The organism is Pandoraea eparura (assembly GCF_902459725.1).
In the GTDB taxonomy this organism is placed as follows: domain Bacteria; phylum Pseudomonadota; class Gammaproteobacteria; order Burkholderiales; family Burkholderiaceae; genus Pandoraea; species Pandoraea eparura.
The window spans coordinates 784,204-806,165 of record NZ_CABPSH010000001.1 but is presented as its reverse complement, the minus strand read 5'-3'; the positions used below and the strand labels follow the sequence as shown (position 1 = coordinate 806,165).

Annotated in this window: 20 protein-coding genes; 15 read left to right on the top strand and 5 right to left on the bottom strand. The window is 64.4% G+C overall.

Going from position 1 to position 21,962, the window contains the following annotated elements:
* Window positions 1-285: 285 nt before the first annotated feature.
* Both PEP31012_RS03605 and PEP31012_RS03600 read left to right on the top strand, forming a co-directional pair.
* A complete protein-coding gene (locus PEP31012_RS03605; RefSeq protein WP_150587933.1) occupies window positions 286-681 on the top strand; it encodes a guanyl-specific ribonuclease in 396 nt (131 codons plus the stop codon).
* A gap of 7 nt (window positions 682-688) precedes the next feature.
* Window positions 689-1,237, top strand: a complete 549-nt coding sequence (locus PEP31012_RS03600) for a barstar family protein (RefSeq protein WP_026131557.1) — start codon at window positions 689-691, stop codon at window positions 1,235-1,237.
* Window positions 1,238-1,424: 187 nt separating this feature from the next.
* On the opposite strand, the gene PEP31012_RS03595 is transcribed toward PEP31012_RS03600, so the two are convergent.
* From PEP31012_RS03595 to PEP31012_RS03580, 4 genes are all read right to left on the bottom strand, one after another.
* Window positions 1,425-2,066, bottom strand: coding sequence for a YidB family protein (locus PEP31012_RS03595; protein ID WP_150587932.1), 642 nt, complete (start codon window positions 2,064-2,066; stop codon window positions 1,425-1,427).
* Window positions 2,067-2,115: 49 nt separating this feature from the next.
* On the bottom strand, window positions 2,116-2,853 hold the full coding sequence (locus PEP31012_RS03590) for a 16S rRNA (uracil(1498)-N(3))-methyltransferase (RefSeq protein ID WP_150587931.1): 738 nt from the start codon (window positions 2,851-2,853) through the stop codon (window positions 2,116-2,118).
* A gap of 78 nt (window positions 2,854-2,931) precedes the next feature.
* Complete coding sequence (locus tag PEP31012_RS03585; protein ID WP_150587930.1) at window positions 2,932-3,354, bottom strand: VOC family protein; 423 nt, start codon at window positions 3,352-3,354, stop codon at window positions 2,932-2,934.
* 160 nt (window positions 3,355-3,514) lie between these two features.
* The gene (locus tag PEP31012_RS03580) at window positions 3,515-4,447 is read right to left on the bottom strand and encodes a spermine/spermidine synthase domain-containing protein (protein WP_150587929.1); all 933 of its coding nucleotides are present in this window, start codon (window positions 4,445-4,447) and stop codon (window positions 3,515-3,517) included.
* A gap of 198 nt (window positions 4,448-4,645) precedes the next feature.
* On the opposite strand from PEP31012_RS03580, the gene tkt reads away from it, so the two are divergent.
* Window positions 4,646-6,658, top strand: a complete 2,013-nt coding sequence (gene tkt, locus PEP31012_RS03575; protein ID WP_150587928.1) for a transketolase — start codon at window positions 4,646-4,648, stop codon at window positions 6,656-6,658.
* Between the two features lie 28 nt (window positions 6,659-6,686).
* Complete coding sequence (gene gap, locus PEP31012_RS03570) at window positions 6,687-7,697, top strand: type I glyceraldehyde-3-phosphate dehydrogenase (protein ID WP_150587927.1); 1,011 nt, start codon at window positions 6,687-6,689, stop codon at window positions 7,695-7,697.
* Between the two features lie 308 nt (window positions 7,698-8,005).
* On the opposite strand, the gene fur is transcribed toward gap, so the two are convergent.
* Entirely contained in the window at window positions 8,006-8,437 is a 432-nt protein-coding gene (fur, locus tag PEP31012_RS03565; RefSeq protein WP_150587926.1) for a ferric iron uptake transcriptional regulator, read from the bottom strand.
* A gap of 250 nt (window positions 8,438-8,687) precedes the next feature.
* Here fur and PEP31012_RS03560 point away from each other — a divergent pair, with 250 nt between their 5' ends.
* From PEP31012_RS03560 to PEP31012_RS03510, 11 genes are all read left to right on the top strand, one after another.
* Window positions 8,688-9,293: an outer membrane protein assembly factor BamE gene (locus tag PEP31012_RS03560; protein WP_246171119.1), complete on the top strand. Its 606-nt coding sequence runs from the start codon at window positions 8,688-8,690 to the stop codon at window positions 9,291-9,293.
* 27 nt (window positions 9,294-9,320) lie between these two features.
* Window positions 9,321-10,118 carry a 4-hydroxy-tetrahydrodipicolinate reductase gene (dapB, locus tag PEP31012_RS03555; protein WP_150588076.1) on the top strand — a complete coding sequence of 266 codons (798 nt, stop codon included), beginning with the start codon at window positions 9,321-9,323 and terminating at the stop codon, window positions 10,116-10,118.
* A gap of 315 nt (window positions 10,119-10,433) precedes the next feature.
* Window positions 10,434-13,028, top strand: coding sequence for a leucine--tRNA ligase (gene leuS / locus PEP31012_RS03550; protein WP_150587924.1), 2,595 nt, complete (start codon window positions 10,434-10,436; stop codon window positions 13,026-13,028).
* A 95-nt stretch (window positions 13,029-13,123) separates the two neighbouring features.
* Window positions 13,124-13,639, top strand: coding sequence for an LPS-assembly lipoprotein LptE (locus PEP31012_RS03545; protein ID WP_174978092.1), 516 nt, complete (start codon window positions 13,124-13,126; stop codon window positions 13,637-13,639).
* Between the two features lie 11 nt (window positions 13,640-13,650).
* Window positions 13,651-14,730 carry a DNA polymerase III subunit delta gene (gene holA, locus PEP31012_RS03540; RefSeq protein WP_150587922.1) on the top strand — a complete coding sequence of 360 codons (1,080 nt, stop codon included), beginning with the start codon at window positions 13,651-13,653 and terminating at the stop codon, window positions 14,728-14,730.
* Window positions 14,731-14,939: 209 nt separating this feature from the next.
* Window positions 14,940-16,208, top strand: a complete 1,269-nt coding sequence (locus tag PEP31012_RS03535; RefSeq protein WP_150587921.1) for a glutamate-5-semialdehyde dehydrogenase — start codon at window positions 14,940-14,942, stop codon at window positions 16,206-16,208.
* A 37-nt stretch (window positions 16,209-16,245) separates the two neighbouring features.
* Window positions 16,246-16,854, top strand: a complete 609-nt coding sequence (locus tag PEP31012_RS03530; protein WP_174978091.1) for a HutD/Ves family protein — start codon at window positions 16,246-16,248, stop codon at window positions 16,852-16,854.
* A 230-nt stretch (window positions 16,855-17,084) separates the two neighbouring features.
* A complete protein-coding gene (locus PEP31012_RS03525; protein WP_150587919.1) occupies window positions 17,085-18,026 on the top strand; it encodes an AraC family transcriptional regulator in 942 nt (313 codons plus the stop codon).
* 171 nt (window positions 18,027-18,197) lie between these two features.
* Window positions 18,198-18,641, top strand: a complete 444-nt coding sequence (locus PEP31012_RS03520; protein ID WP_150587918.1) for a (2Fe-2S)-binding protein — start codon at window positions 18,198-18,200, stop codon at window positions 18,639-18,641.
* Window positions 18,642-18,717: 76 nt separating this feature from the next.
* A complete protein-coding gene (locus PEP31012_RS03515; protein WP_425494920.1) occupies window positions 18,718-20,931 on the top strand; it encodes a xanthine dehydrogenase family protein molybdopterin-binding subunit in 2,214 nt (737 codons plus the stop codon).
* On the top strand, window positions 20,931-21,941 hold the full coding sequence (locus PEP31012_RS03510; RefSeq protein WP_150587916.1) for an XdhC family protein: 1,011 nt from the start codon (window positions 20,931-20,933) through the stop codon (window positions 21,939-21,941). Before PEP31012_RS03515 ends, PEP31012_RS03510 begins: the two co-directional genes overlap by 1 nt.
* Window positions 21,942-21,962 lie beyond the last annotated feature (21 nt).

Genomic DNA, 21,962 nt, shown 5'->3' with positions numbered 1-21,962 from the left:
TGTGTGCGGCGGTTCGCCGCCGTTTGCCACATTTTAACGACAAATCGCCGCACCCGTTCGGGGCGGCGATTTGCGATTTTGACGACGCATTTTGCAGATCTTACATATTCATGTGTGCGCTCACTCTCGCGAAAAACCCTTTTTTTCATGAATTTGTTGACTTGTTTCGTTGCAAAATGTAAGCCGACATTGATTCTCTGGACCAATAGCGATAACCTTACGGCTTCAACCACCAGAACAAGCCCGCGGCGCAATACGGCGTCGGGCGACAGGCTAGCTATGACCATGGCACGTTGGCTTCACCGGAGCATCGTGGCGCTGACGGCGGCTGGAAGTGTGTTTCTGGGGTCCAATGCCGTGGCGCGCGAGACCGCGCCATCCGTCATCGATTTCCCGGTAACGGTCTCCGTTGCCGAATTGCCTCGCGAAGCGCAGCGCACGCTGACGCTGATTGCCCAGGGCGGGCCGTTCCCCTACGCCAAGGATGGCGTCGTGTTCGGGAACTACGAAAAGCGTCTGCCCAAAATGCGGCGAGGCTATTACCATGAGTACACGGTGCCGACGCCCGGTGCCCGCAATCGGGGCGCCAGGCGCATCATTTGTGGCGGCGACCCGCGCACGGTCGATCCTTGTTACTACACCCAAGACCACTACAACAGCTTTAGACGCATAAGGGAATGACAGCAGTATGAGTGAGCCGGTTTTCGCACAGGAACGCGGGAAAGATCGTATGGCAGATCCATTCGGTGCGGGCGAGGGCAACTTGTTCAAGCAGGTGCTGGGCCTGCATGCTGTCGCGCGGGCCGGCCGCCGCCATACCTTATCGGAAGAGGGAGATATGAGTCTTTTCAAGACCGTCAGGCCGAATATCGTGCAGTCGATCCGCGCATTCCGCGTGCCGGAATTGGCCGCGGAGGCCGAGCGACTCGGGCAGCACTTCCTCTATGCCAATTGTTCGCAGGCGCAGAGCAAGGCCGAGGTGCTGGAGACGATCGCCACGTCGTTCCTGTTTCCCAAGCATTTCGGGAAGAATTACGACGCCTTGCACGATTGTCTGACCGATCTGGTGCATCACGCCGGGCCGCAACCCGGTTTTGTTGTCGTGCTCGAAGGCTTGCCAGTGGCGACGAAGTTCGACAAGGATGGCCGTGAAACCCTGCTCGACGTATTCCGTGATGCCGCCGAGTTCTGGGCAGAGCGTCGTATCACTTTCCGCGTCTTCTACTCGTTCGCCTGACGGCTTGGCGGGGCTTTCTGGAACGGCGATGAGCGATGTCGGAAACATCGTCCGGCGTCGTTGAGATTCCCCCGGGCGCATGCAGATGTTACGTCGCCCCCAATGAAAAAGGTCCGCACTGCGGACCTTTTTGCGTTTTCAGTCGGGGATTGTCGGATGCTCCGATAGTTGCCCCGCCAGTCGTGCGTCAGCCAGTCCGGCCGCCGAGGAATTGCTGAGCCAGGCTCGCCAGATCGAGATGGCCTTGCGGCAGGTCGCCGTTCGGCGTGAGGTGATCGATTACCTCCGGCAGCAGCGACGATAGCTGTTGCGCCGCTTCATCCGGACTCACGCCCGCCGACGCGGCCAGTTGCTGCAGATGACCGCCGGGGCCAAGCGCCTGGCTCACCTGATCGGCGGACACCGGCTGATTGCTGCCGGTGCCGACCCACGAGCGCATGGCATCGCCCAGCCCTCCGTTTTCCAGCACCTGCGCCAATCCCCCCAGTCCACCGAGCGCACCGACCAGATCGCCAGGTGAGGTCGTGGACGTGCCGGCATCACCCTGCTGCGGCGCTTGTCCTCCGCCCAACAGCCCGCCCAGTAGTCCGCCCAGGCCCCCACCGCCGCCCGCCGCCGCGCCACCGCCCAGCATTCCGCTGAGTGCGCCCCCCAGCGAGCCGAGCACGTCGCCGCCTTGGGCGCCTTGGCCCTGCGCGTTACCGGAACGGTTGGCGATCATCGCCAGCAAGCCCATCAGCAGCAACATCTTGGTGTTGCCGCCGCTACCGCTGCCACCATCGGCTGGATTGCCGGACATACCGCCGAGAATGGAATCGAGGATACCCATGTGGATGACTCCTTAAGGCTAATGAGGCCGATTTTCAAATCGTCGAGGCTTACCAACCGCCCCAGCGCGCGGCCAACGCCGCAAGTACCGCGATACCGGCTGTTTCGGTCCGCAGGATGCGCTCGCCAAGGCGAATCGCAGTAAAACCTGTCTCGCGAGCGAGCGATTCTTCATGCGGTGCCAGTCCACCTTCCGGGCCGAAGAGCAAAACGCCTGGCTGAGACGGTGCGTTGCGCGGTAGCGAGTCGAAACCGCTGTCCGCTCTAGGTGACAATAGCACACGCCATCCGTCGTCTGTCACCGTGTTCTGTTCCCGCAGCCAGGCGACGATCGGGCGAATCGGCAGGATGCGCGGCACGCGATTTCGTCCGCACTGCTCGCAGGCGGCCTGGGCGAGCGCCTGCCAATGCGCGACGCGCTTGGCCGCTCGTTCGCCTTCGAGTCGGATCACCGAGCGCTCGGTGATCAGCGGCTGAATGTCCGTCACGCCCAGTTCGATGGCCTTTTCGATCAGCCAGTCCATCTTGTCGCCACCGGCGATGCCCTGCGCCAGCGTGACGCGATACGGCGTTTCCACCTCGCGTGCCTCCCGTTCCCCAAGCTGCGCCGTGGCGTGGCGCTTTTCGAGCGTCGTGAGCACGGCGGGATACTCGCCGCCGGTGCCGTCAAAAAGCGTGAGCGCGTCGCCGATCTTCAGACGCAATACCTGAACGTGGCGAACCACGGTCTCGGGGAGGTCCAGCAGTGCGCCGGCGTGCAGCGGCACATCGATAAAAAAGCGAGGCATACGGACGGAGGATGAAGGAGGCGGTCGCAAGTGGCGTCGGGGACAGAAGCATACCGCACCGCCTCAGGAGGCGCGGGCTCAGCGTCGCGGTGCGACAGGACGGGCGAAGCCCCAGCGATAGCCGTCCGGGTCTTCCAGTTGGCAGAAACGGTCGCCCCAGAATTGGTCGCTGGGTGGCGTCAGGCCCTTGGCCCCGGCGGCGATTGCCTGCGCGTACAACGCATCGACGTCTTCCGTGTAGACATAGAAGCTCTGCGGTGCTTCCACGCCCGAGGTGCGCGGCGTGCGTGCCGTACTGGCGAACGCGCCTTCGGGGGCGAACATCACGATCAACTGCCCTTGATAGAACATTTCAACATGCATGACGATGCCGTCGTCGTTCACCATGTCATGCACCATGAAGCCAAACGCCTGCGCGTAGAACGTCGCCGCCGCTTTGGCGTCGCGCACAGTCAGATAGGGAGTCAACCACGGCACATGGGCGGGACGAGGGTCGGGCATGGCAGTGCTCCGGTATGGCGTCGGCCAGGGGCGACACGTGCACGTTCCAACGCACGAAGGCGCGAACGGGCAGCCGCCGACGGTTGCGACAAGTCTTCAATATACAAGGAACGCGGGTTCGATTCACTCGCCGCGCGTTTTCTCGTTCGGGCTATCTCGCTCACGTTATCTGGTTATCGCCTGGTGTCTGCCGATCACCGAGCACGTCGGTCAGTTCCGGTGGAATGTCGAACAGCGCCGCGTGTCGGTCAGTCGAATAGTGGCGCAGCGGATGCCGCAATGACAGTGCTTGGGTCGCAGCGCTCACATTGCCACCACGCACGTCGAGCGAATCGCTGGCGAACGCCAGCGCCCACAACGTGCCATACAGCGGCACGTAGGTTGTCATCGGCTGGACGACGCTGAACACCGAGCGCAGGGCATCGAGCATGCGTGCGACTTGATCGGCTTCGAACCATGGCGCTCCCAGTTGCAGGGCGACGCCGCCGCGCGGGCCGAGCAACGCGCGGCATTTGGCGAAGAAGCGCGCGTCGTGCAGCGTGGCGGCGTCGCCGTCGGCGTCGGTCAGGTCGAAAATGACGGCGTCGAACGATTCTCCGCGCGCGAGTGCGGCGTCGACGAGATCCCGGGCGTCGCCGATGACAAGCGTGGTGCGAGGATCGTCGAACGCGCCGCCCGCCAACGCCGGCATATATTGGAGAATGGTCGCCGGCACCTGGGGATCGAGTTCGGCGACGACGACCTCGCGCACGCTCGCATGGCGCAACGCCTCGTGCGCCGAGCCGCCGTCGCCGCCGCCCAGCACCAGTACGCGCCGGGCGGTGCCGTGCGCGAGCAGTAGCGGATGCACCATGCACTCGTGGCAGATATGTGCGTCGGCAAGCGAGGCCATGAACCGGCCATCGAGCCGGTACGCCCGGCCGAGCGCCCCGAATGCCGGCAAGTCCACGACCTCGATGTGCTGATGGGGCGACGTTGTGGCGAACACGGGGTGGGCGGCAAAGGTGTAGCCCGCCCATCGCCCGAGCGGCGCCGTGCAAGGACGCGGCGCGGCGCGCGATGGGTCTTCGGTGATGTCACGTTTGGCGGGCATTGGCAGGGCAACTTCCTTCAATTCATGGCAATCACGCCACTTCTTCGCATGATTCCACGTTCCCGTCGAATGGGGAAGTTCGCGGCGAACGACCCGGGCAATGGCCGTATCTGGTAAAATCCCGGACTTTCTCCCGCATTTGAATTTCGCGCGGCAGCTCGCGGCAACGGGGCACGCCCGCTCTTCCGGCTGGTCACCATGACGAACTCCTCTTCTGCTACGGCTGCGCTGATGGCCTCTGCCATTCGCGTCCTCTCCATGGACGCGGTTCAACAGGCCAACTCCGGTCACCCTGGCGCGCCGATGGGCATGGCCGATATCGCGGTCGCGCTGTGGGGCCGTCACCTCAAGCACAACCCCGTCAACCCGCATTGGTTCGATCGCGACCGTTTCGTGCTGTCGAACGGCCACGGTTCGATGCTCATCTATTCGTTGCTGCATCTGACGGGCTATGACCTGCCGATCGACGAGCTGAAGCATTTCCGTCAACTGCACAGCAAGACGCCGGGTCACCCGGAAGTGGGTGTCACGCCGGGCATCGAGACGACCACCGGTCCGCTGGGTCAGGGCATCACCAACGCCGTGGGCTTTGCGCTGGCCGAGGCACTGCTTGCTCAGGAATTCAACCGTCCGGGCAATGACATCGTCGACCACTATACCTATGCGTTCGTCGGCGACGGCTGCCTGATGGAAGGCATCTCGCACGAAGCCTGCTCGCTCGCGGGCACGCTGCGTCTGAACAAACTGATCGCGCTTTACGACGATAACGGCATTTCGATCGACGGCGACGTCGAATACTGGTTTGCCGACGACACGCCGAAGCGCTTCGAGGCGTATGGCTGGAACGTGATTCGCGGCATCGATGGCCATGATGTCGATGCCGTCGACGCCGCCATCGCGCAGGCCAAGACCTCGGATCGTCCGACGCTGATCTGCTGCAAGACGCTGATCGGCAAGGGGGCGCCGAACAAGCAGGGCGGTCACGACGTGCACGGTGCGCCGCTGGGTGCCGACGAAATCGCCGCCACGCGTGCGTCGCTCGGTTGGCATCTGCCGCCGTTCGAAGTGCCGGCCGATGTCTACACCGCATGGGATGCCAAGGCCGCCGGTCAGCGCGCCGAAGGCGCCTGGAACGAGCGCTTTGCCGCCTACCGCAGTCAGTTCCCGGCCGAGGCCGCCGAATTTGAGCGTCGCATGAAGGGTGAACTGCCGGGCGATTTCAAGTCGGCCGCCGCCGCGCTCATCGCCAAGACCAACGAGAAGGGCGAAACGGTCGCCACGCGCAAGGCCTCGCAGCTTGCAATCGAAGGCCTGGCCGCCGTGCTGCCGGAGTTCCTGGGCGGCTCGGCTGACCTGACCGGCTCGAACCTGACGAACTGGAAGGCCAGCAAGGCGGTGCGCGCCAATGAGGACGGCGTGCAGTTCGGCAACCACATCAACTACGGCGTGCGCGAGTTCGGCATGAGCGCCATCATGAACGGCATGGCGCTGCATGGCGGCTACATTCCGTTCGGCGGCACGTTCCTGACGTTCTCGGACTACAGCCGCAATGCGCTGCGTATGGCGGCGCTGATGAAGCTGCGTTCGATCTTCGTGTTCACGCACGATTCGATCGGTCTGGGCGAAGACGGCCCGACGCACCAGTCCATCGAGCACGTCTCAAGCCTGCGCCTGATTCCGCAGATGGACGTTTGGCGTCCGTGCGATACGACGGAGACGGCAGTCGCCTGGGTGGCGGCCGTCGAGCGTCACGACGGTCCGTCGAGCCTGGTGCTCAGCCGTCAGAACCTGCCGTTCGTCACGCGTGACGATGCGCAGATCGCCGATATCCGTCGGGGCGGCTATGTGCTGCGCGACGTGGCAAATCCGCAGATCTTGCTGATTGCGACCGGCTCGGAAATCGAGCTGGCCCTCAAGGCCGCTGATGTGTTGGCGGCTGAGGGCGTCGCGGCGCGCGTCGTTTCGATGCCGTCGGCCAACGTGTTCGACCGTCAGGACAAGGCGTACCGCGAGCGCGTGTTGCCGCGTGGCGTGTCGCGCGTGGCGATCGAGGCCGGCGTGACGGCGTATTGGCATAAGTACGTCGGCCTGGAAGGCGGCGTGGTCGGCATCGACACCTTCGGCGAGTCGGCCCCGGCCGGCGTGCTGTTCAAACACTTCGGCTTCACCGTCGACCATGTGGTCGCGACGGTCAAGTCCGTGCTTGGCTGATTTCGTTAGACCTTACGGAGAAACCCCCATGACCATTCGCGTCGCTATCAACGGCTACGGCCGTATCGGCCGCAACGTACTGCGTGCTCACTACGAAGGTGGCAAGAAGCACGACATCGAAATCGTCGCCATCAACGATCTCGGCAATGCGCAAACGAACGCTCACCTGACGCAGTACGACACGGCGCACGGCAAGTTCCCGGGCACGGTGTCGGTCGATGGCGATTTCATGATCGTCAACGGCGACAAGATTCGCGTGCTGGCCAATCGCAACCCGGCCGAACTGCCGTGGGGCGAGCTGGGTGTGGACGTCGTGCTCGAGTGCACGGGCTTCTTCACCACGAAGGAAAAGGCCGGTGCTCACCTGAAGGGCGGCGCGAAGAAGGTCATCATCTCGGCGCCGGGCGGCAAGGATGTCGACGCCACCATCGTGTTCGGCGTGAACGAAGGCGTGCTCAAGGCGACCGACACGGTCATCTCGAACGCCTCGTGTACCACGAACTGCCTGGCCCCGCTGGTCAAGCCGCTGCACGAGAAGATCGGTCTGGAAACGGGCCTGATGACCACGGTGCACGCCTACACCAACGACCAGGTGCTGACGGACGTCTATCACGAAGACCTGCGTCGTGCGCGCTCGGCCACGATGAGCATGATCCCGACCAAGACGGGCGCGGCGTCGGCCGTGGGTCTGGTACTGCCGGAACTCAACGGCAAGCTCGACGGTTACGCCATTCGCGTCCCGACGATCAACGTGTCGATTGTTGACCTGTCGTTCGTTGCCAAGCGCGACACGACGGTGGACGAAGTCAATGCGATTCTGAAGGACGCTGCTGAAGGCCCGCTCAAGGCCATCGCGACGTACAACACGGCACCGCTGGTGTCGGTCGACTTCAACCACAATCCGGCCTCGTCGAACTTCGACGGCACGCTGACCAAGGTGTCGGGCCGTCTGGTGAAGGTCAGCTCGTGGTACGACAACGAGTGGGGCTTCTCGAACCGCATGCTCGACACGACCGTTGCCCTGATGTCGGCGAAGTAATCGGGTTCGACGTCTGTCGTAAAAAAAGCCGCTGTCGTGAGACAGCGGCTTTTTCTTTGGTGTGAGGCGTCGTGCTGGACGTCGGAGGCTTACGCGACAGCAGCGGCTGTCATTGTCCACTGTAAGTACCCTTGCGCGGCGCCGTCATGCGTTTGGCACCCTGCTCTGGCTCCGATGGCGGCATCTCTCCGCAGTTCAAGGTCTGGGGCTTCGCCGACGATGCGTATGAACACTCAATACATCAGGGGCTCGGGCTTGGGGAGGATCCCAGAATGTCTTCATCGGAAGACATTCTGCCGAAACAACGTTTAATTCTTTTGACGATGCGGGCAGGGGTCTTTCGTGCAGCTCCCGTACATCGCGAGCGAGTGCTCCTGGAGCGCGAAGCCGCGTTCCTTGGCAATCAGTTTCTGGCGCCGTTCGATCTCGGCGTCGAAGAACTCTTCGACACGCCCGCAGTCAAGGCACACGAGGTGATCGTGATGATGCCCTTCGTTGAGTTCGAAAACGGCCTTGCCGGATTCAAAGTTGCTGCGCGACAATAGTCCCGCTTGCTCGAATTGCGTCAGGACACGGTAAACCGTGGCCAGGCCGATATCGAGATTTTCGTTGAGCAGATGACGATAGACGTCTTCAGCGGTCAAATGGCGCACCTCGCTGTTCTGAAAAATCTCCAGAATTTTGAGGCGCGGAAGCGTGGCTTTCAGTCCGATATTTTTCAGATCGGCGGGATTCGGCATCGCTCTACGTCCCTAGAGTACAATACAGCCCCAATAATAATGCCTTTTTGCCTTGCCCGGGCGCAAACCGGGGCAATCGGGACGGTTTGTGCCGTCAACGGGGGCGATGTGGCGGCGCGCCCGGCGTGCCGGATTCAAGTTCGATTTTTTTGAAAGCGAGTCAGATTTGCGTCGTTATCTCTCCCTTCCGCTCTCCGTCTGCGCTGCGGCGGCATTCCTGGCCCTGGCCGGTTGCTCTACGTATGACAGCGTGACCGACAAAGTGATCGGCGTGGTCACGCCGTATCGAATCAACATCGTTCAAGGCAACTTCGTTTCCAAAGAGGCCTACGATCAACTCAAGGCCGGCATGACGCGCGATCAGGTCCGTCAACTGCTCGGCACGCCGCTGCTCACAGACATCTTCCATGCGAATCGTTGGGACTACGTCTTCTACTTCAAGCGCGGCAACGCGTCGGTGGTGCAAGAGCGCCACCTGAAGGTGTATTTCGACGGCGATACGCTGGCGCGCTGGGAAGGCGGAGAAAATCTGCCGACCGAGTACCAGTTGGTGCAGGAAATCGATGGTCAGAAAGGCAAGTCGGTGAAGACCGACGCCGCTGCCCCGTCGACGGCAAGTGCTGCCGCGGCCGAAACCTCCACCCCGTCCACCGCATCGACCGCATTACCGGCCGCATCCGACGGCGCTACCGTGTCGACCGCCGCGACAGCAACGAATGCCGCTTCCGAGTCGGCGTCCAGCGCGCAGTCGGCTACCGGTGGCGCGTCGGGCAGTACGGCGACGGCTACGGGCACGGGGCTTGTCCCGTCGCCGCGCGTGACCTCCGGCGGTGGCCTGTTCTCGATGCCCAAGTAAGCTGTCTGAAGAGTCAAGAATTCCATGATGAAGATTGCGATTGCTGGCGCCTCCGGCCGTATGGGCCGGATGCTGATTGAAACCGTACTGGCGGCCGACGACGCCGAACTGGTCGGCGCCCTCGACCGCGCGGACAGCCCGGCGCTGGGCCACGACGCGGGCGCCTTCCTGGGGCGCGAGACGGGCGTCAAGATCACCGCCGATCTCGATGTGGCACTCGCCAACGCGCAATACCTGATCGACTTCACACGTCCGGAAGGCACGCTGGCGCATCTGGCCGCCGCCGAAAAGCATGGTGTGAAGATGATCGTCGGCACGACCGGCTTCTCGGAAGCCGACAAGGCGCGTCTGGCGGCCGGGGCGGAGCGCGTGGCCGTGGTGTTTGCCCCGAACATGAGCGTTGGCGTGAATGCCACGTTCAAACTGCTCGAAGTCGCGGCGAAGATTCTGAACACGGGCTACGACATCGAGATCATCGAAGCGCACCACCGCCACAAGGTCGATGCGCCGTCGGGCACGGCACTGCGCATGGGCGAAGTGGTGGCCGACGCGTTGGGCCGCGATCTGAAGGAATGCGCCATTTACGGCCGCGAAGGCGTGACCGGCGAGCGCGATCCGTCGACCATCGGTTTCGCGACCGTGCGCGGCGGCGATATCGTTGGCGATCACACGGTGCTGTTTGCCGGCATCGGCGAGCGCATCGAGATCACGCACAAGTCGTCGAGCCGTCTGTCGTATGCGCAAGGCTCGCTGCGCGCCGCCCGTTTCCTCGCGCAACACAAGACCGGCCTGTTCGATATGCAGGACGTCCTCGGCCTGCGCTGACTCAGCGTTCGCTCGCGTGACAGTTGCCGGACGTGCATCGAGGCGTCGCATGACGCGGCCCAGGATGCGCCAGCCGGCACCGCACACCGCCCTTGCAGACCCACGCCACCGCGCATGGCATGACGCATCGACGGGCATCCGTGCCAAGGTGGCCGCAAGGCCGCACCCGCTTGTCGCCGTCGCGCCGAATCCGCTGCCGGCGGCGTTATAATCATCGTTTTCCCCGGATCTGCCCCAAAACGCTAGCGTGCTGCGCGCCCTCTGCCGCGCACCGGCGGGGCCGAAGCCGAGCCGAATCCTATCCGCCGACCCATCATGCAAGAAAAATACGTTCCCGCCGACGTCGAAGCCTCCGCCCAGTCCCACTGGCAGGCGATCGACGCCTACAAGACCACCGAGCGCGCGGACAAACCGAAATTCTATTGCGTCTCGATGCTGCCGTATCCGTCGGGCAAGCTGCATATGGGCCACGTGCGCAACTACACCATCAACGACGTGATGTACCGTCAGATGCGCATGCGCGGGTACAACGTGTTGATGCCGATGGGCTGGGACGCCTTCGGCATGCCGGCAGAGAATGCGGCGATGGCCAATGGCGTGCCGCCGGCCAAATGGACATACGACAATATCGCGTACATGAAGAAGCAGATGCAGGCGATGGGCCTGGCGATCGATTGGTCGCGCGAAGTCGCCACCTGCAAGCCGGACTATTACCGCTGGAATCAGTGGCTGTTCCTGAAGATGCTCGAGAAGGGCGTCGTCTATCTGAAGACCGGCACCGTGAACTGGGACCCGATCGATCAGACCGTGCTCGCCAACGAGCAGGTGATTGACGGTCGAGGCTGGCGTTCGGGCGCGCTCATCGAAAAGCGCGAAATCCCGATGTATTACATGCGCATTACCGAATACGCCGACGAACTGCTCGGCGACCTGGACGACCTCGGCTGGCCCGAGCGCGTGAAGGTGATGCAGCAGAACTGGATCGGCAAGAGCTTCGGCGTGAACTTCGGCTTTCCTTACGAGCTGGACGGTGAGCGCAAGCTGCTGCGCGTGTTCACGACGCGGGCCGACACGATCATGGGTGTGACCTTCTGCGCGATCGCCGCCGAGCATCCGCTCGCGACGCGCCTGGCCGCCGAGCGCCCCGACCTGCAGGCGTTCATCGCCGAATGCAAGCAGGGCGGCGTGGCCGAAGCTGACATCGCCACGATGGAAAAGAAGGGCATGCCGACGGGCTTTTTCGTCACGCATCCGCTGACCGGCGACAAGGTCGAGGTGTGGATCGGCAACTATGTGCTGATGGGCTACGGCGAGGGCGCGGTGATGGGCGTGCCGGCCCACGACGAGCGCGACTTCGCGTTCGCCCGCAAGTATGACCTGCCGATCAAGCAGGTCGTCGCGGTGTCGGGCGAGACCTATTCGACGCAAGCCTGGCAGGCCTGGTACGGCGACAAGGAAAGCGGCACGCTGGTCAACAGCGGCAAGTACGACGGCCTGGGCTTCGCCGCCGCCATTGACGCCATCGCCGCCGATCTCAAGGCGCAGGGTGTGGGCGACAAGCAGGTCACGTTCCGTCTGCGCGACTGGGGAATTTCGCGCCAGCGCTACTGGGGCACGCCGATCCCGATCATTCACTGTGAGTCTTGCGGCGCGGTGCCTGTCCCCGAGAAGGATCTGCCGGTCGTGCTGCCCGAAGACCTCGTGCCGGACGGCACCGGCAACCCGCTGGCCAAGTCGGAAGCGTTCCTCAAGTGCGATTGCCCGAAGTGCGGCAAGCCGGCGCGCCGCGAGACCGACACGATGGACACGTTCGTGGACTCCTCGTGGTATTTCTCGCGCTATGCCTGCCCGGACGCCGACACCATGGTCGACGCGCGCACCGACTACTGGATGCCGATGGACCAATACATCGGCGGCATCGAGCACGCGATTCTGCACTTGCTGTACTCGCGCTTCTGGACCAAGGTGATGCGCGATCTGGGCCTGGTGAGCTTCAAGGAGCCGGCGCAGAACCTGCTCACGCAGGGCATGGTGCTCAACGAGACCTACTATCGTGAAGACGCCTCGGGCAAGAAGACGTGGTTCAACCCGCTCGACGTACAAGTGCAGTTCGACGACAAGGGCCGTCCGGTCAGTGCCACGTCGAAGGCCGACGGTGCGGACGTGACGCTCGGTGGCATCGAGAAGATGTCGAAGTCGAAGAACAACGGCGTGGATCCGCAGTCGTTGATCGATCAGTACGGTGCCGATACGGCGCGCCTTTTCGTGATGTTCGCGGCACCGCCCGAGCAGCAGCTCGAGTGGTCCGGAGCCGGTGTGGAAGGCGCGAGCCGTTTCTTGCGACGTCTGTGGGGTTTTGGCCAGTCGCAGGCCGCACTGCTGCGTCAGGCGGACGTCGCCATCGATACGGCAAACCCGGCGGCCAAGGCGCTGCGTTTCGAGATTCATGGCGTGCTCAAGCAGGCCAACTACGACTATCAGCGCGTGCAGTACAACACGGTCGTGTCCGCGGCGATGAAGATGCTCAATGCCATCGAGAGCGACAAGGGCGCGGCCGGTGCCGGCGCAGTGCGCGAGTGCTACGGCATTCTGCTGCGCGTGCTTTACCCGGTGGTGCCGCACGTCACGCACGGGCTGTGGGTCGAGTTGGGCTACGCGGCGCAACAGGGCGATCTGCTCGATGCGTCGTGGCCGGACGTCGACGAAGCCGCGCTGGTGCAGGACGAAATTGAACTCGTGCTGCAAGTGGCGGGCAAGGTGCGTGGCGCCGTGCGCGTAGCGAAGGATGCCTCGCGCGAAGCCATCGAACAGGCCGCCCTGGCGCACGAAATGACCGCCAAGTTTGGGGAAGGCAAGCCGGTGAAGAAGGTCATCGTCGTGCCGGGCCGTCTCGTGAATGTAGTGATCTGAGGCGGCAATCATTGCCGCCGGTCGATGAATTGATGACGTTTGGTGACAAGAGGGCACATCACGTGCAAATGACATCCGGGCAACGAGGCGTCGGTATGACGCGCAGGATCTTCGGTGGGATTGCCCTGCTGGGTTGCGCGCTCGCGTTGTCGGCGTGCGGCTTCCAACTGCGCGGTGCGAGCGATTACGCGTTCCACCGTTTGTACATTTCGGGCGGTGGACAGATGGCGACCGACATCTCCCGCTACATCCGGTACGGCAGCAAGGACACGGTCGTGGTGACCGAGCCCAAGGATGCCGATGCTCGCCTCGAGATCGTGAACACTGCATCATCGCGTACGGCCGTCAGTCTCGATGCCAACGGCCAGGCACGCGAATACGAGCTGCGCAGTGCGTTCACTTTCCAGCTTGTGACACCGGATGGCACGCCGATCATCCCGTTGACCACGATTCGCCTGACGCGCAATCTGCCCTACAGCGACAGCGAAACGACCGCGCGTGACGCGGAAGGTGCACTGCTCAACCGCGACATGCAGAAAGATGCGGTCGCACAGATTATTCGCCGCATGGAAGCCGTGAAGTCCTTGCCGACGACGAAGCCGGAAGAGTAACGCCTGCCGCCATGCAATTGCGTCCCGACGCGCTCGACGCGCATCTCGCCAAGACCCTCTCGCCGATCTACACGATTTACGGCGACGAGAGCCTGCTTGTGCAGGAGGCAGTGGATCGCGTGCGCGCGGCAGCGCGTGCGGGCGGCTTCACCGAGCGCGATGTGCTCAGCGTCGAGCGCAGCTTCGACTGGGGGGCGCTCGCGAATGCGGGCCAGTCCATGTCGCTGTTCGGCGACCGCAAGCTCATCGAGTTGCGCATTCCCGGCGGAAAGCCGGGCAAGGACGGGGGCGCCGCGCTCAAGGCGCACGCCGGTGCCGCGAACAGCGACGTCCTGACCATCGTCACGCTGCCCCGCCTGGATGCGGCAGCGACCAAATCCGATTGGTTCACGGCGCTCGATCGCGCGGGCGTGACGATCAAGATCGACCCGGTCGACCGGAGCCGTCTGCCGGACTGGATTGCTCAGCGTCTTGCCGCACAAGGGCAGCGCGTCGAAGCCGGTGAGCCCGGGCGACGCGTGCTGCAATTCATCGCCGATCGTGTCGAGGGCAACCTGCTCGCGGCGCATCAGGAGATTCAGAAGCTGGGCCTGCTGTATCCGTCGGGCGTGCTCGCGTTCGAGCAGGTGCAGGACGCCGTGATGAATGTGGCACGTTACGACGTGTTCAAACTCAGCGAAGCCGTGTTGGCCGGCGACGCTGCCCGGCTGGTGCGCATGCTCGACGGCCTGCGCGGCGAGGGCGAAGCGGCGCCGCTCGTCCTGTGGGCGTTGACCGAGGAAGTGCGCACACTCGCCAAGATCACGCGCGGGATGGCGGCTGGCAAGCCGCTCGCGATGTTGCTGCGCGAGTATCGGGTCTGGGGGCCGAGAGAGCGCCTGATGGAACAGGCAGCCAATCGCGTGACACCTGTCAGGCTTGCGCAAGCCCTGCAGTTGGCCGCGCGTCTGGACCGGCAGGTCAAGGGCTTGCGGGCCGATGGTCTGCCCGGCGATCCCTGGGACGGCATGCTGCAACTCGGCCTGCTGCTCGCCGGCGAGCGACCGCCGATGGCGCGCTCCGCTCGCGCACCCCGTCCGGTGCCCGCGTAGACCGCGCCCAAATCCCTGCCGAACGCCGGAGACTGGCTCCCGAGACACGGGAGCCGCGCCAGCAAGGTTCCCACAATTGACGGACAATCTGGCGCATGACCGGCGACATATCGTGCAGCGCTGTCCGATTTCCGCGACCGCGGCCTGCACCGAAAGCCAACCGAATGCACTGACGACAGCGTCGCCAAGAGAACTGCGAAACAGACGATATGGATATCAAAGCCTACATGCAATCGTTGGGCCAGCGCGCCCGTGAGGCGTCGCGCGCCATGGCGCGTGCCGACACCGCCGCCAAGAATCGCGCGCTGCTCGCGATTGCCGATGCCATCGAGCGCGATGGCGCGATGTTGCAGGACGTGAACCGCCGCGATCTCGAGCGGGCCCGGGCCAACGGTCAGGACGCGGCGTTCATCGACCGTCTCACGTTGTCCGACAAGGCGCTGCGCACGATGATCGAAGGTCTGCGCCAGATCGCGGGCCTGTCGGACCCCATCGGCGAGATCGGCAACGTGCGCGTGCAGCCGAGCGGTATTCAGGTCGGTCAGATGCGCGTGCCGCTAGGGGTGATCGGCATCATTTACGAATCGCGTCCCAACGTGACCATCGACGCGGCCGCGCTTTGCCTGAAGTCGGGCAACGCGACCATTCTGCGCGGCGGCTCCGAAGCCATCGAGAGCAACACGGCGCTGGCGGCCCTGATTGCCCAGGCGCTGGCGGCAAGTGGGTTGCCCGGCGACGCCGTGCAAGTCGTGAGCACGCCTGATCGTGCCGCGGTCGGCGAACTCATCACGATGACCGACTATGTCGACGTGATCGTGCCGCGCGGCGGCAAGAGCCTGATCGCGCGCCTGATGCAGGACGCGCGCGTACCGATGATCAAGCACCTCGACGGCATTTGCCACGTCTACGTCGACGGTCGCGCCGATCCGGTGAAGGCGCTGGCGATTTGCGAGAACGCCAAGACGCACCGCTATGGCACCTGCAACACGATGGAAACCTTGCTCGTCGACCAGCAGGCCATCGACCAATTGCCCGCCATCGCGCGCATGTTCCAGGGCAAGCAGGTCGAGTTGAGGGGTTGCGAACGCACCCGCGCGGCGCTCGACGCCGCCGGAGTGGCCGACATCGTGTCGGCGACCGAGGAAGACTGGTCGACGGAGTATCTGGCGCCAGTGCTGGCGATCAAGATCGTCGACGGCCTGTCGCCGGCCATCGCGCACATCAATCGCTACGGCTCGCATCACACCGACGCCATCGTGACCGAGGATTACACCGCCGCGATGCAATTCCTTCGCGAAGTCGATTCCGCCAGCGTGATGATCAACGCGAGCACGCGTTTCGCCGATGGCTTCGAGTTCGGTCTGGGCGCCGAGATCGGCATCTCGAACGACAAGCTGCACGCCCGCGGGCCGGTAGGTCTCGAGGGCCTGACGAGTCTGAAGTATGTCGTGTTCGGACACGGCGAAGTCCGCCAATAAGCCGCTGGTTAAGCCGCCAGTTCGTCAGAGACGTCGTATGAAACTGCAAGTGCTCGGCCCGGCCGACTTTCAAAAGATGCCGTGGAAGAACGGTTTGGGCGTGACGACCGAATTGGCGGTGGCCCGATGTTCCGGTGAAGACGGCTTCGATTGGCGCATCAGCACGGCCACGGTCGCAAGCCCGGGGCCGTTCTCCGTGTTCCCAGGCATCGATCGATCGCTGGCCATCGTGCGGGGCGGCACGCTCGCGCTCGATGTCGAAGGCCGCCCGGGCGTTACGCTCTCCACACGCACACCCCCGTACGCCTTCGGCGGCGAGTTGGCCGTGACCAGTACGCCGACGCTTGAGACGGCCGGCGTGCCCATCGACGACTTCAATGTCATGACGCGCCGCGCCGCATGGCAGCACACGCTGGCGCAGCATCGGCTCGATGGCGACGCCGTGACGTGGTCGCTGCCAACGGACGCCGACGCCGTCGCCTTCCTTTACTGTGCGCAAGGGCAGGTGCGGGCGACCTTCGCGGACGGCCAGACCGTGAGCGTGCCCGAGGGACATGCGCTTCGCGTCGACGGTGGCGATGTCTGTGAACTGCGGGCCGACGCAAGCCCCGCCCACCTCTTCCTGACGACACTTTCGCGACGGTGACCCCCTGGCCTGTGCCGTGCAGACGCCCACAGGCCGATCTCCCCCCCTTCCCATCCGGCTCGCCTGATGCCGCGCCCCGATGCGCGCCTCCCCGTCGCCCTCGTATTTTCCCTAGGCCGATCCCGATTCTTTTCCAGTCAGCGAAACGGCATACTTCCATTTATCCACAGATAAATCGAAGTTCCACCCATGAAACGCATTAACCTTCGCGTCATGCAAGGCGGGGTGGCATGGACCCGCTGAGCGACGTTCTCAACGATTTGCGAGCGGATGCGGTCGTGACAGGCCGCTTCACGTTCGGTGCGCCCTGGTCGCTGCGCAAGCCCGCGCTGGACGGTGCGCCGTTTCGCACGGCGACGGGCGAGCCGTTCTATCTCGTCGTGGCCGGCATGGCGCCGGTGCGCGTGGAGCCGGGCGACTGCGTGCTGTTGCCGCATGGGCACGAACATGTGATGTGCTCGTCGCTGGATGAGCCGCCGGTCGTTTTCGAGCAACTGATGTCCGCCCAGGGCATCGAGCCCCGGCTCGACACGCCACTCGCGTTTCGCGCGGGCGGTGCGGGGCCTGTGAGCGATCTCTACACCGGGGTGGTGATGTTCCGTGAGCGTTTGCGCAACCCGTTGCTCGCATCGCTCCCGCCGGTGATTCATATCCGTGCCGGCGATCCGGCCGTCCCCGCGCGGCTCACCACGACCCTTGCTGGCTTCATCGAAGAGTCGATGCAACGTGGCGCGGGATGGCGCGTGGCCGTTGCGCGTTTGGCCGATGTCCTGTTTATACAGATCCTGCGCGCGTATCTCGGCGCTGCCGGCGGGGCGACGACGCATTGGCTGCGCGGCATGAGCGATCCCCAACTGGGGCGCGCCATTGCCTCGATGCACGACACCCCCCAGCGGTCGTGGACGGTCGAGCAACTGGCGGATATTGCCGGCATGTCGCGCTCGAAGTTTTGCCTGCGCTTTCGCGACCTCGTGGGCGAATCGCCCATGTCGTATCTCACCACACACCGCATGTACCTGGCCGCCGAGCGACTGGCGGGTACAGGCGTGCGGATCGCCGACGTGGCCGATGCCGTCGGCTACGCGTCGGAGAAGGCGTTCACCCGCGCCTTTCGACGCTGCTACGGCCTGCCGCCGCGCGAATACCTTAGAAGCTGCGCGCTGGGCAACTAGGGCGAGCGCGATGCCGCGCTCGTGAGGGTTTTCCCGTCTCTGGACGAACGGCATCCTTTTCGGGCCGCGCGGCCGTTGTTCGCCAATTTTCTCGTTGTGAGAATTCACTCACCCTCTGCCGGTGCGCCGTGACGCGCGCCGGGGCAGACGGCAGTCACAACGGGAGAGTCAATGGAATTCCAACTCAACGGGCGGCCCTTCGTCTTCGACGGCGATGGCGACACGCCTTTGCTGTGGGTCATCCGCGATGCCGCGGGGCTGACCGGAACCAAATACGGCTGCGGCATTGGCGCGTGCGGCGCTTGCACGGTGCACCTCGAGGGCGTGGCCACGCGCACCTGCGTGTTACCCGTCTCGAGCGTGGCGGGCAAGCGCATCACGACCATCGAGGCCTTGTCGCCGACGCGCTCGCATCCCATTCAGCAGGCCTGGATCGCCAAGGATGTGCCGCAGTGCGGCTACTGCCAGTCCGGCATGGTGATGGCGGCCGCGGCGCTGCTAGACAAGCATCCACATCCGACCGATGCCCAGATCGACGAGGCGATGACCAACCTCTGTCGTTGCGCGACCTATCACCGTATCCGGGAGGCGATCCATGCCGCTGCAAAACGCTGAGCGCACCCTGGCCGCCGTCAACGAGGCCGCTTCCGATCTCCCCGCCTCACTGTCCCGTCGTCACTGGCTCAAAGGGATGTCGCTGGCGGCGGGCAGTCTGCTGATTCCGATTTCGGCGTCGTGGGTGGCCAGCCCCGAAGCGCGTGCGGCGGGCGAGAACCTCATCGAAATCAATGACTGGATCCGCATCGACGCCGACGGCACGACCGTGCTCGGACTCTCGCAATGCGAAGTCGGGCAGGGGGTCTACACGGGGCTGCCGCAGGTACTCGCCGACGAGCTCGACGCCGATTGGCGCCGCGTGCGCGTCGAATTCGTGACTGCGCGCGATGCTTATCGGACGGCGGCAGCCAACGAGGCGTTGCAGCAGTTCGTGGGCGCCTCGATGTCGGTCACGTTGTTCTACGAGCGACTGCGCATCGCCGGGGCGCAGGCGCGCGAAGCGCTGGTCGCGGTGGCCGCACATCGGTTGGGCGTTCGCACGACCAACTGCGTGACGCGCGAGGGTCGCGTCATCCATCCGCAATCGGGGCGCTCGCTCGGGTACGGTGAGCTGGCTGCCGAGGCGGCAAAGGTGCCGCTGAATTCGCATCCGCGACTGAAGAACGAAGCTGCCCATGCGCTGATCGGGAAGCCGGTGTTGCGTCTCGATACGCCATCGAAGGTCGATGGATCGGCCGTCTTCGGCATCGATGTGAAGGTGCCGGACATGCTCGTCGGCGCCGTGCGCATGGCGCCGACCACGGGGGGTGTCCCGCTGTCGGTGCGCAATCGCGACGAGGTCAAGGCGCGCAAGGGTGTGCACGATGTCGTCCAGGCAAAGGACGCCATCATCGTCGTGGCAGACGACTACTGGCGGGCAAAGCAGGCGTGCGACGCGCTCGACGTCGAATGGAAAACCGGGGCGGCGAGGGACAGCGAGACGATATTTGCGCAGCGCCGTGCCGCGCTCGTCGATGGGAAGGCGGGCATTGCGACCGACATCGGCGACGCCCCGGGGCTCATCGCTGCCGGTGCCGCAGGTACGGCCGGCGGCAAGGTCGTGACGGCGGACTATCACACGCCGTACATCGTCCACGCGACGATGGAGCCGGTGAACGCCACCGTGCACGTGCGCAAGGACAAAGGCGAGATCGAGGTCTGGGGGCCGATCCAGGGGCAGGACAAAGTTCGCTGGGCGCTCGGGGGCATCTTCAAGTTGCCACCGGAGAAGGTCATCTTGCACACGACCTTCCTCGGCGGCAGTTTCGGACGCAAATACGTGCCCGATTTCGTGATCCATGCGGCGGTGGCGTCGGCGGCGATTGGGCGTCCCGTGAAGGTGATTCGCTCGCGCGAAGACGACCTGCGACACGGCTTTTACCGCCCCTGTGCTTCTGGACGCTTCCAGGCGGTGCTGGGACATGACGGCCTGCCCACGGCGCTGCATGTGCGTGTGGCCGGGCAGTCGCTCTACAACGTCATCAAGAAGGATCACTACGAGAAGGCCGGTTACGACGAGACCATGCTCGACGGGCTCTACGACCTCGCGTACGCCGTGCCGAATCTGCGCGTCGAAGGCATCGACGTGCCGCAGCCGAACATTCCCGTGAGCTTCCTGCGCTCGGTCGGCTCCACATCAAGCGTGTTCTTTCTTGAGAGCTTTATCGACGAGTTGGCCGATGCGGCGGGCGCCGATCCTGTCGAGTATCGCAAGCGACTGCTCAAACACGATGCGCTGGCAACGCGGGTGATCGAGACGACGGCGGCGTCGGCCGGTTGGCACACGAAGGCCAGACCCGGTGTGCATCGCGGCTTCGGCTACTGCACCTATACGGGGCGCGGTGCGGCCTTCTCGACCTATGTCGCGATCGCCGTCGAGCTGCGTGTTGTGAACGACCGCTTCAAGATCGAGCGCGTGGTGTGCGGCGTCGATTGCGGCCGTGCGATCAACCCAAACCTGATCCGCGCCAACCTCGAAGGCGGCATCGGCTTTGCGCTGACCAACACGTTCAAGAGCCAGATTACCTTCGCGGAGGGCGGCGTAGCGCAGAGCAACTTCGGCGATTACCCGCTCCTGTATCTCGTCGAGATGCCGACCATCGAGACCGTGATCGTGCCCAGCGACCGTCCGCCGCAAGGTTGTGGCGAAGTGTCGCTGCCGCCGGTGGCCCCGGCCGTGGCGCAAGCAATCCGGCGCGCCACCGGCGTGCGTGCGCGTTCGATGCCGTTGCCGCAGACCGTGGCCGATGCCCGCGCGCTGACCCTTGATGGGCATGAGGCGGCGGTAGCGGGCAAGGGGCACGCCTGATGGACGGGGTCGACGCCGATGTGCTGGACGCCGTGGCGCGCTGGCAGGCCCGGGGCGACGACGTGCTGCTCGCGACCGTCGCACGGACGTGGGGCTCGGCGCCGCGTCCCGTCGGCGCGATGATGGCGCTCGCCGCGTGCGGGCGCATTGCCGGGTCGGTCTCGGGCGGCTGCATCGAGGACGATCTGCTCGCCAAGGTGGCGGGCGGTTTTCGGCCGGGCTTGCGACCGCATGTGCAGACGTATGGCGTCACCGCCGATGAGGCACACCGCTTCGGCTTGCCGTGTGGCGGCACGCTCGAATTGGTCATCGAGCGTGTGACCCCGAGCAGTGGGCTCGACGCCATGCGCGAGGCCATCGGCCACGGTCGGCTCGGGGTGCGCGAACTCGATTTGCGCACCGGGCTGGCACGTATTCGCCGTGTGACGGAACCGGCCGCGTTCGGCTATACGCCGATGCGCCTGACGGTACCGTTCGGCCCGCGCTGGCGAATCATCGTGATCGGCGACGGGCAACTGACGCAGCATCTCGTGACGATGGCGCTGCCGCTGGGGTATCAGGTCGTGATATGCGATCCCCGCGAGATCCACGAGGTGACACGCGACACCCCGCGCAGCGTCCATGTCACCCACGCGCGAGAGATGCCGGACGACTTGATCGTGCGTCTGCGTCCCGATGGCAATACGGCGATTGTGGCGCTCACGCACGACCCGAAGCTCGACGACATGGCATTGCTCGAAGCGCTCAAGTCCGAGGCGTTCTATGTCGGTGCCATCGGCTCGCACCGTAATCAGGCGTCGCGTCGCGAGCGTTTGGCGATGTTCGATCTGAGCGCGGCGCAGATCGCCCGCTTGCACGGGCCGGTCGGCTTGCCGCTGGGGGCGCGCACGCCGCCGGAGATTGCGCTGGCGATTCTGGCGGAGATCACGGCGCTGCGCAATGGCGTTTCAAGTGCCATTTCAGTCAGTCACTTGCAGGGCACGAGGGAATGCCGGGCGCGAACGGCATGATGCATCAATGGTTTGTAATCC

What these genes read in the sequence shown, in the direction of transcription:
- PEP31012_RS03590 (WP_150587931.1), bottom strand. Translation starts at nt 2,853, where the DNA reads ATGCCTCGCTTTTTTATCGATGTGCCGCTGCACGCCGGCGCACTGCTG.
- PEP31012_RS03595 (WP_150587932.1), bottom strand. Translation starts at nt 2,066, where the DNA reads ATGGGTATCCTCGATTCCATTCTCGGCGGTATGTCCGGCAATCCAGCC.
- holA (WP_150587922.1), top strand. Translation starts at nt 13,651, where the DNA reads ATGCAATTGCGTCCCGACGCGCTCGACGCGCATCTCGCCAAGACCCTC.
- dapB (WP_150588076.1), top strand. Translation starts at nt 9,321, where the DNA reads ATGAAGATTGCGATTGCTGGCGCCTCCGGCCGTATGGGCCGGATGCTG.
- PEP31012_RS03600 (WP_026131557.1), top strand. Translation starts at nt 689, where the DNA reads ATGAGTGAGCCGGTTTTCGCACAGGAACGCGGGAAAGATCGTATGGCA.
- PEP31012_RS03525 (WP_150587919.1), top strand. Translation starts at nt 17,085, where the DNA reads ATGGACCCGCTGAGCGACGTTCTCAACGATTTGCGAGCGGATGCGGTC.
- PEP31012_RS03515 (WP_425494920.1), top strand. Translation starts at nt 18,718, where the DNA reads ATGTCGCTGGCGGCGGGCAGTCTGCTGATTCCGATTTCGGCGTCGTGG.
- gap (WP_150587927.1), top strand. Translation starts at nt 6,687, where the DNA reads ATGACCATTCGCGTCGCTATCAACGGCTACGGCCGTATCGGCCGCAAC.
- PEP31012_RS03520 (WP_150587918.1), top strand. Translation starts at nt 18,198, where the DNA reads ATGGAATTCCAACTCAACGGGCGGCCCTTCGTCTTCGACGGCGATGGC.
- fur (WP_150587926.1), bottom strand. Translation starts at nt 8,437, where the DNA reads ATGCCGAATCCCGCCGATCTGAAAAATATCGGACTGAAAGCCACGCTT.
- PEP31012_RS03580 (WP_150587929.1), bottom strand. Translation starts at nt 4,447, where the DNA reads ATGCCCGCCAAACGTGACATCACCGAAGACCCATCGCGCGCCGCGCCG.
- PEP31012_RS03535 (WP_150587921.1), top strand. Translation starts at nt 14,940, where the DNA reads ATGGATATCAAAGCCTACATGCAATCGTTGGGCCAGCGCGCCCGTGAG.
- PEP31012_RS03530 (WP_174978091.1), top strand. Translation starts at nt 16,246, where the DNA reads ATGAAACTGCAAGTGCTCGGCCCGGCCGACTTTCAAAAGATGCCGTGG.
- leuS (WP_150587924.1), top strand. Translation starts at nt 10,434, where the DNA reads ATGCAAGAAAAATACGTTCCCGCCGACGTCGAAGCCTCCGCCCAGTCC.
- PEP31012_RS03510 (WP_150587916.1), top strand. Translation starts at nt 20,931, where the DNA reads ATGGACGGGGTCGACGCCGATGTGCTGGACGCCGTGGCGCGCTGGCAG.
- PEP31012_RS03605 (WP_150587933.1), top strand. Translation starts at nt 286, where the DNA reads ATGGCACGTTGGCTTCACCGGAGCATCGTGGCGCTGACGGCGGCTGGA.
- tkt (WP_150587928.1), top strand. Translation starts at nt 4,646, where the DNA reads ATGACGAACTCCTCTTCTGCTACGGCTGCGCTGATGGCCTCTGCCATT.
- PEP31012_RS03545 (WP_174978092.1), top strand. Translation starts at nt 13,124, where the DNA reads ATGACGCGCAGGATCTTCGGTGGGATTGCCCTGCTGGGTTGCGCGCTC.
- PEP31012_RS03585 (WP_150587930.1), bottom strand. Translation starts at nt 3,354, where the DNA reads ATGCCCGACCCTCGTCCCGCCCATGTGCCGTGGTTGACTCCCTATCTG.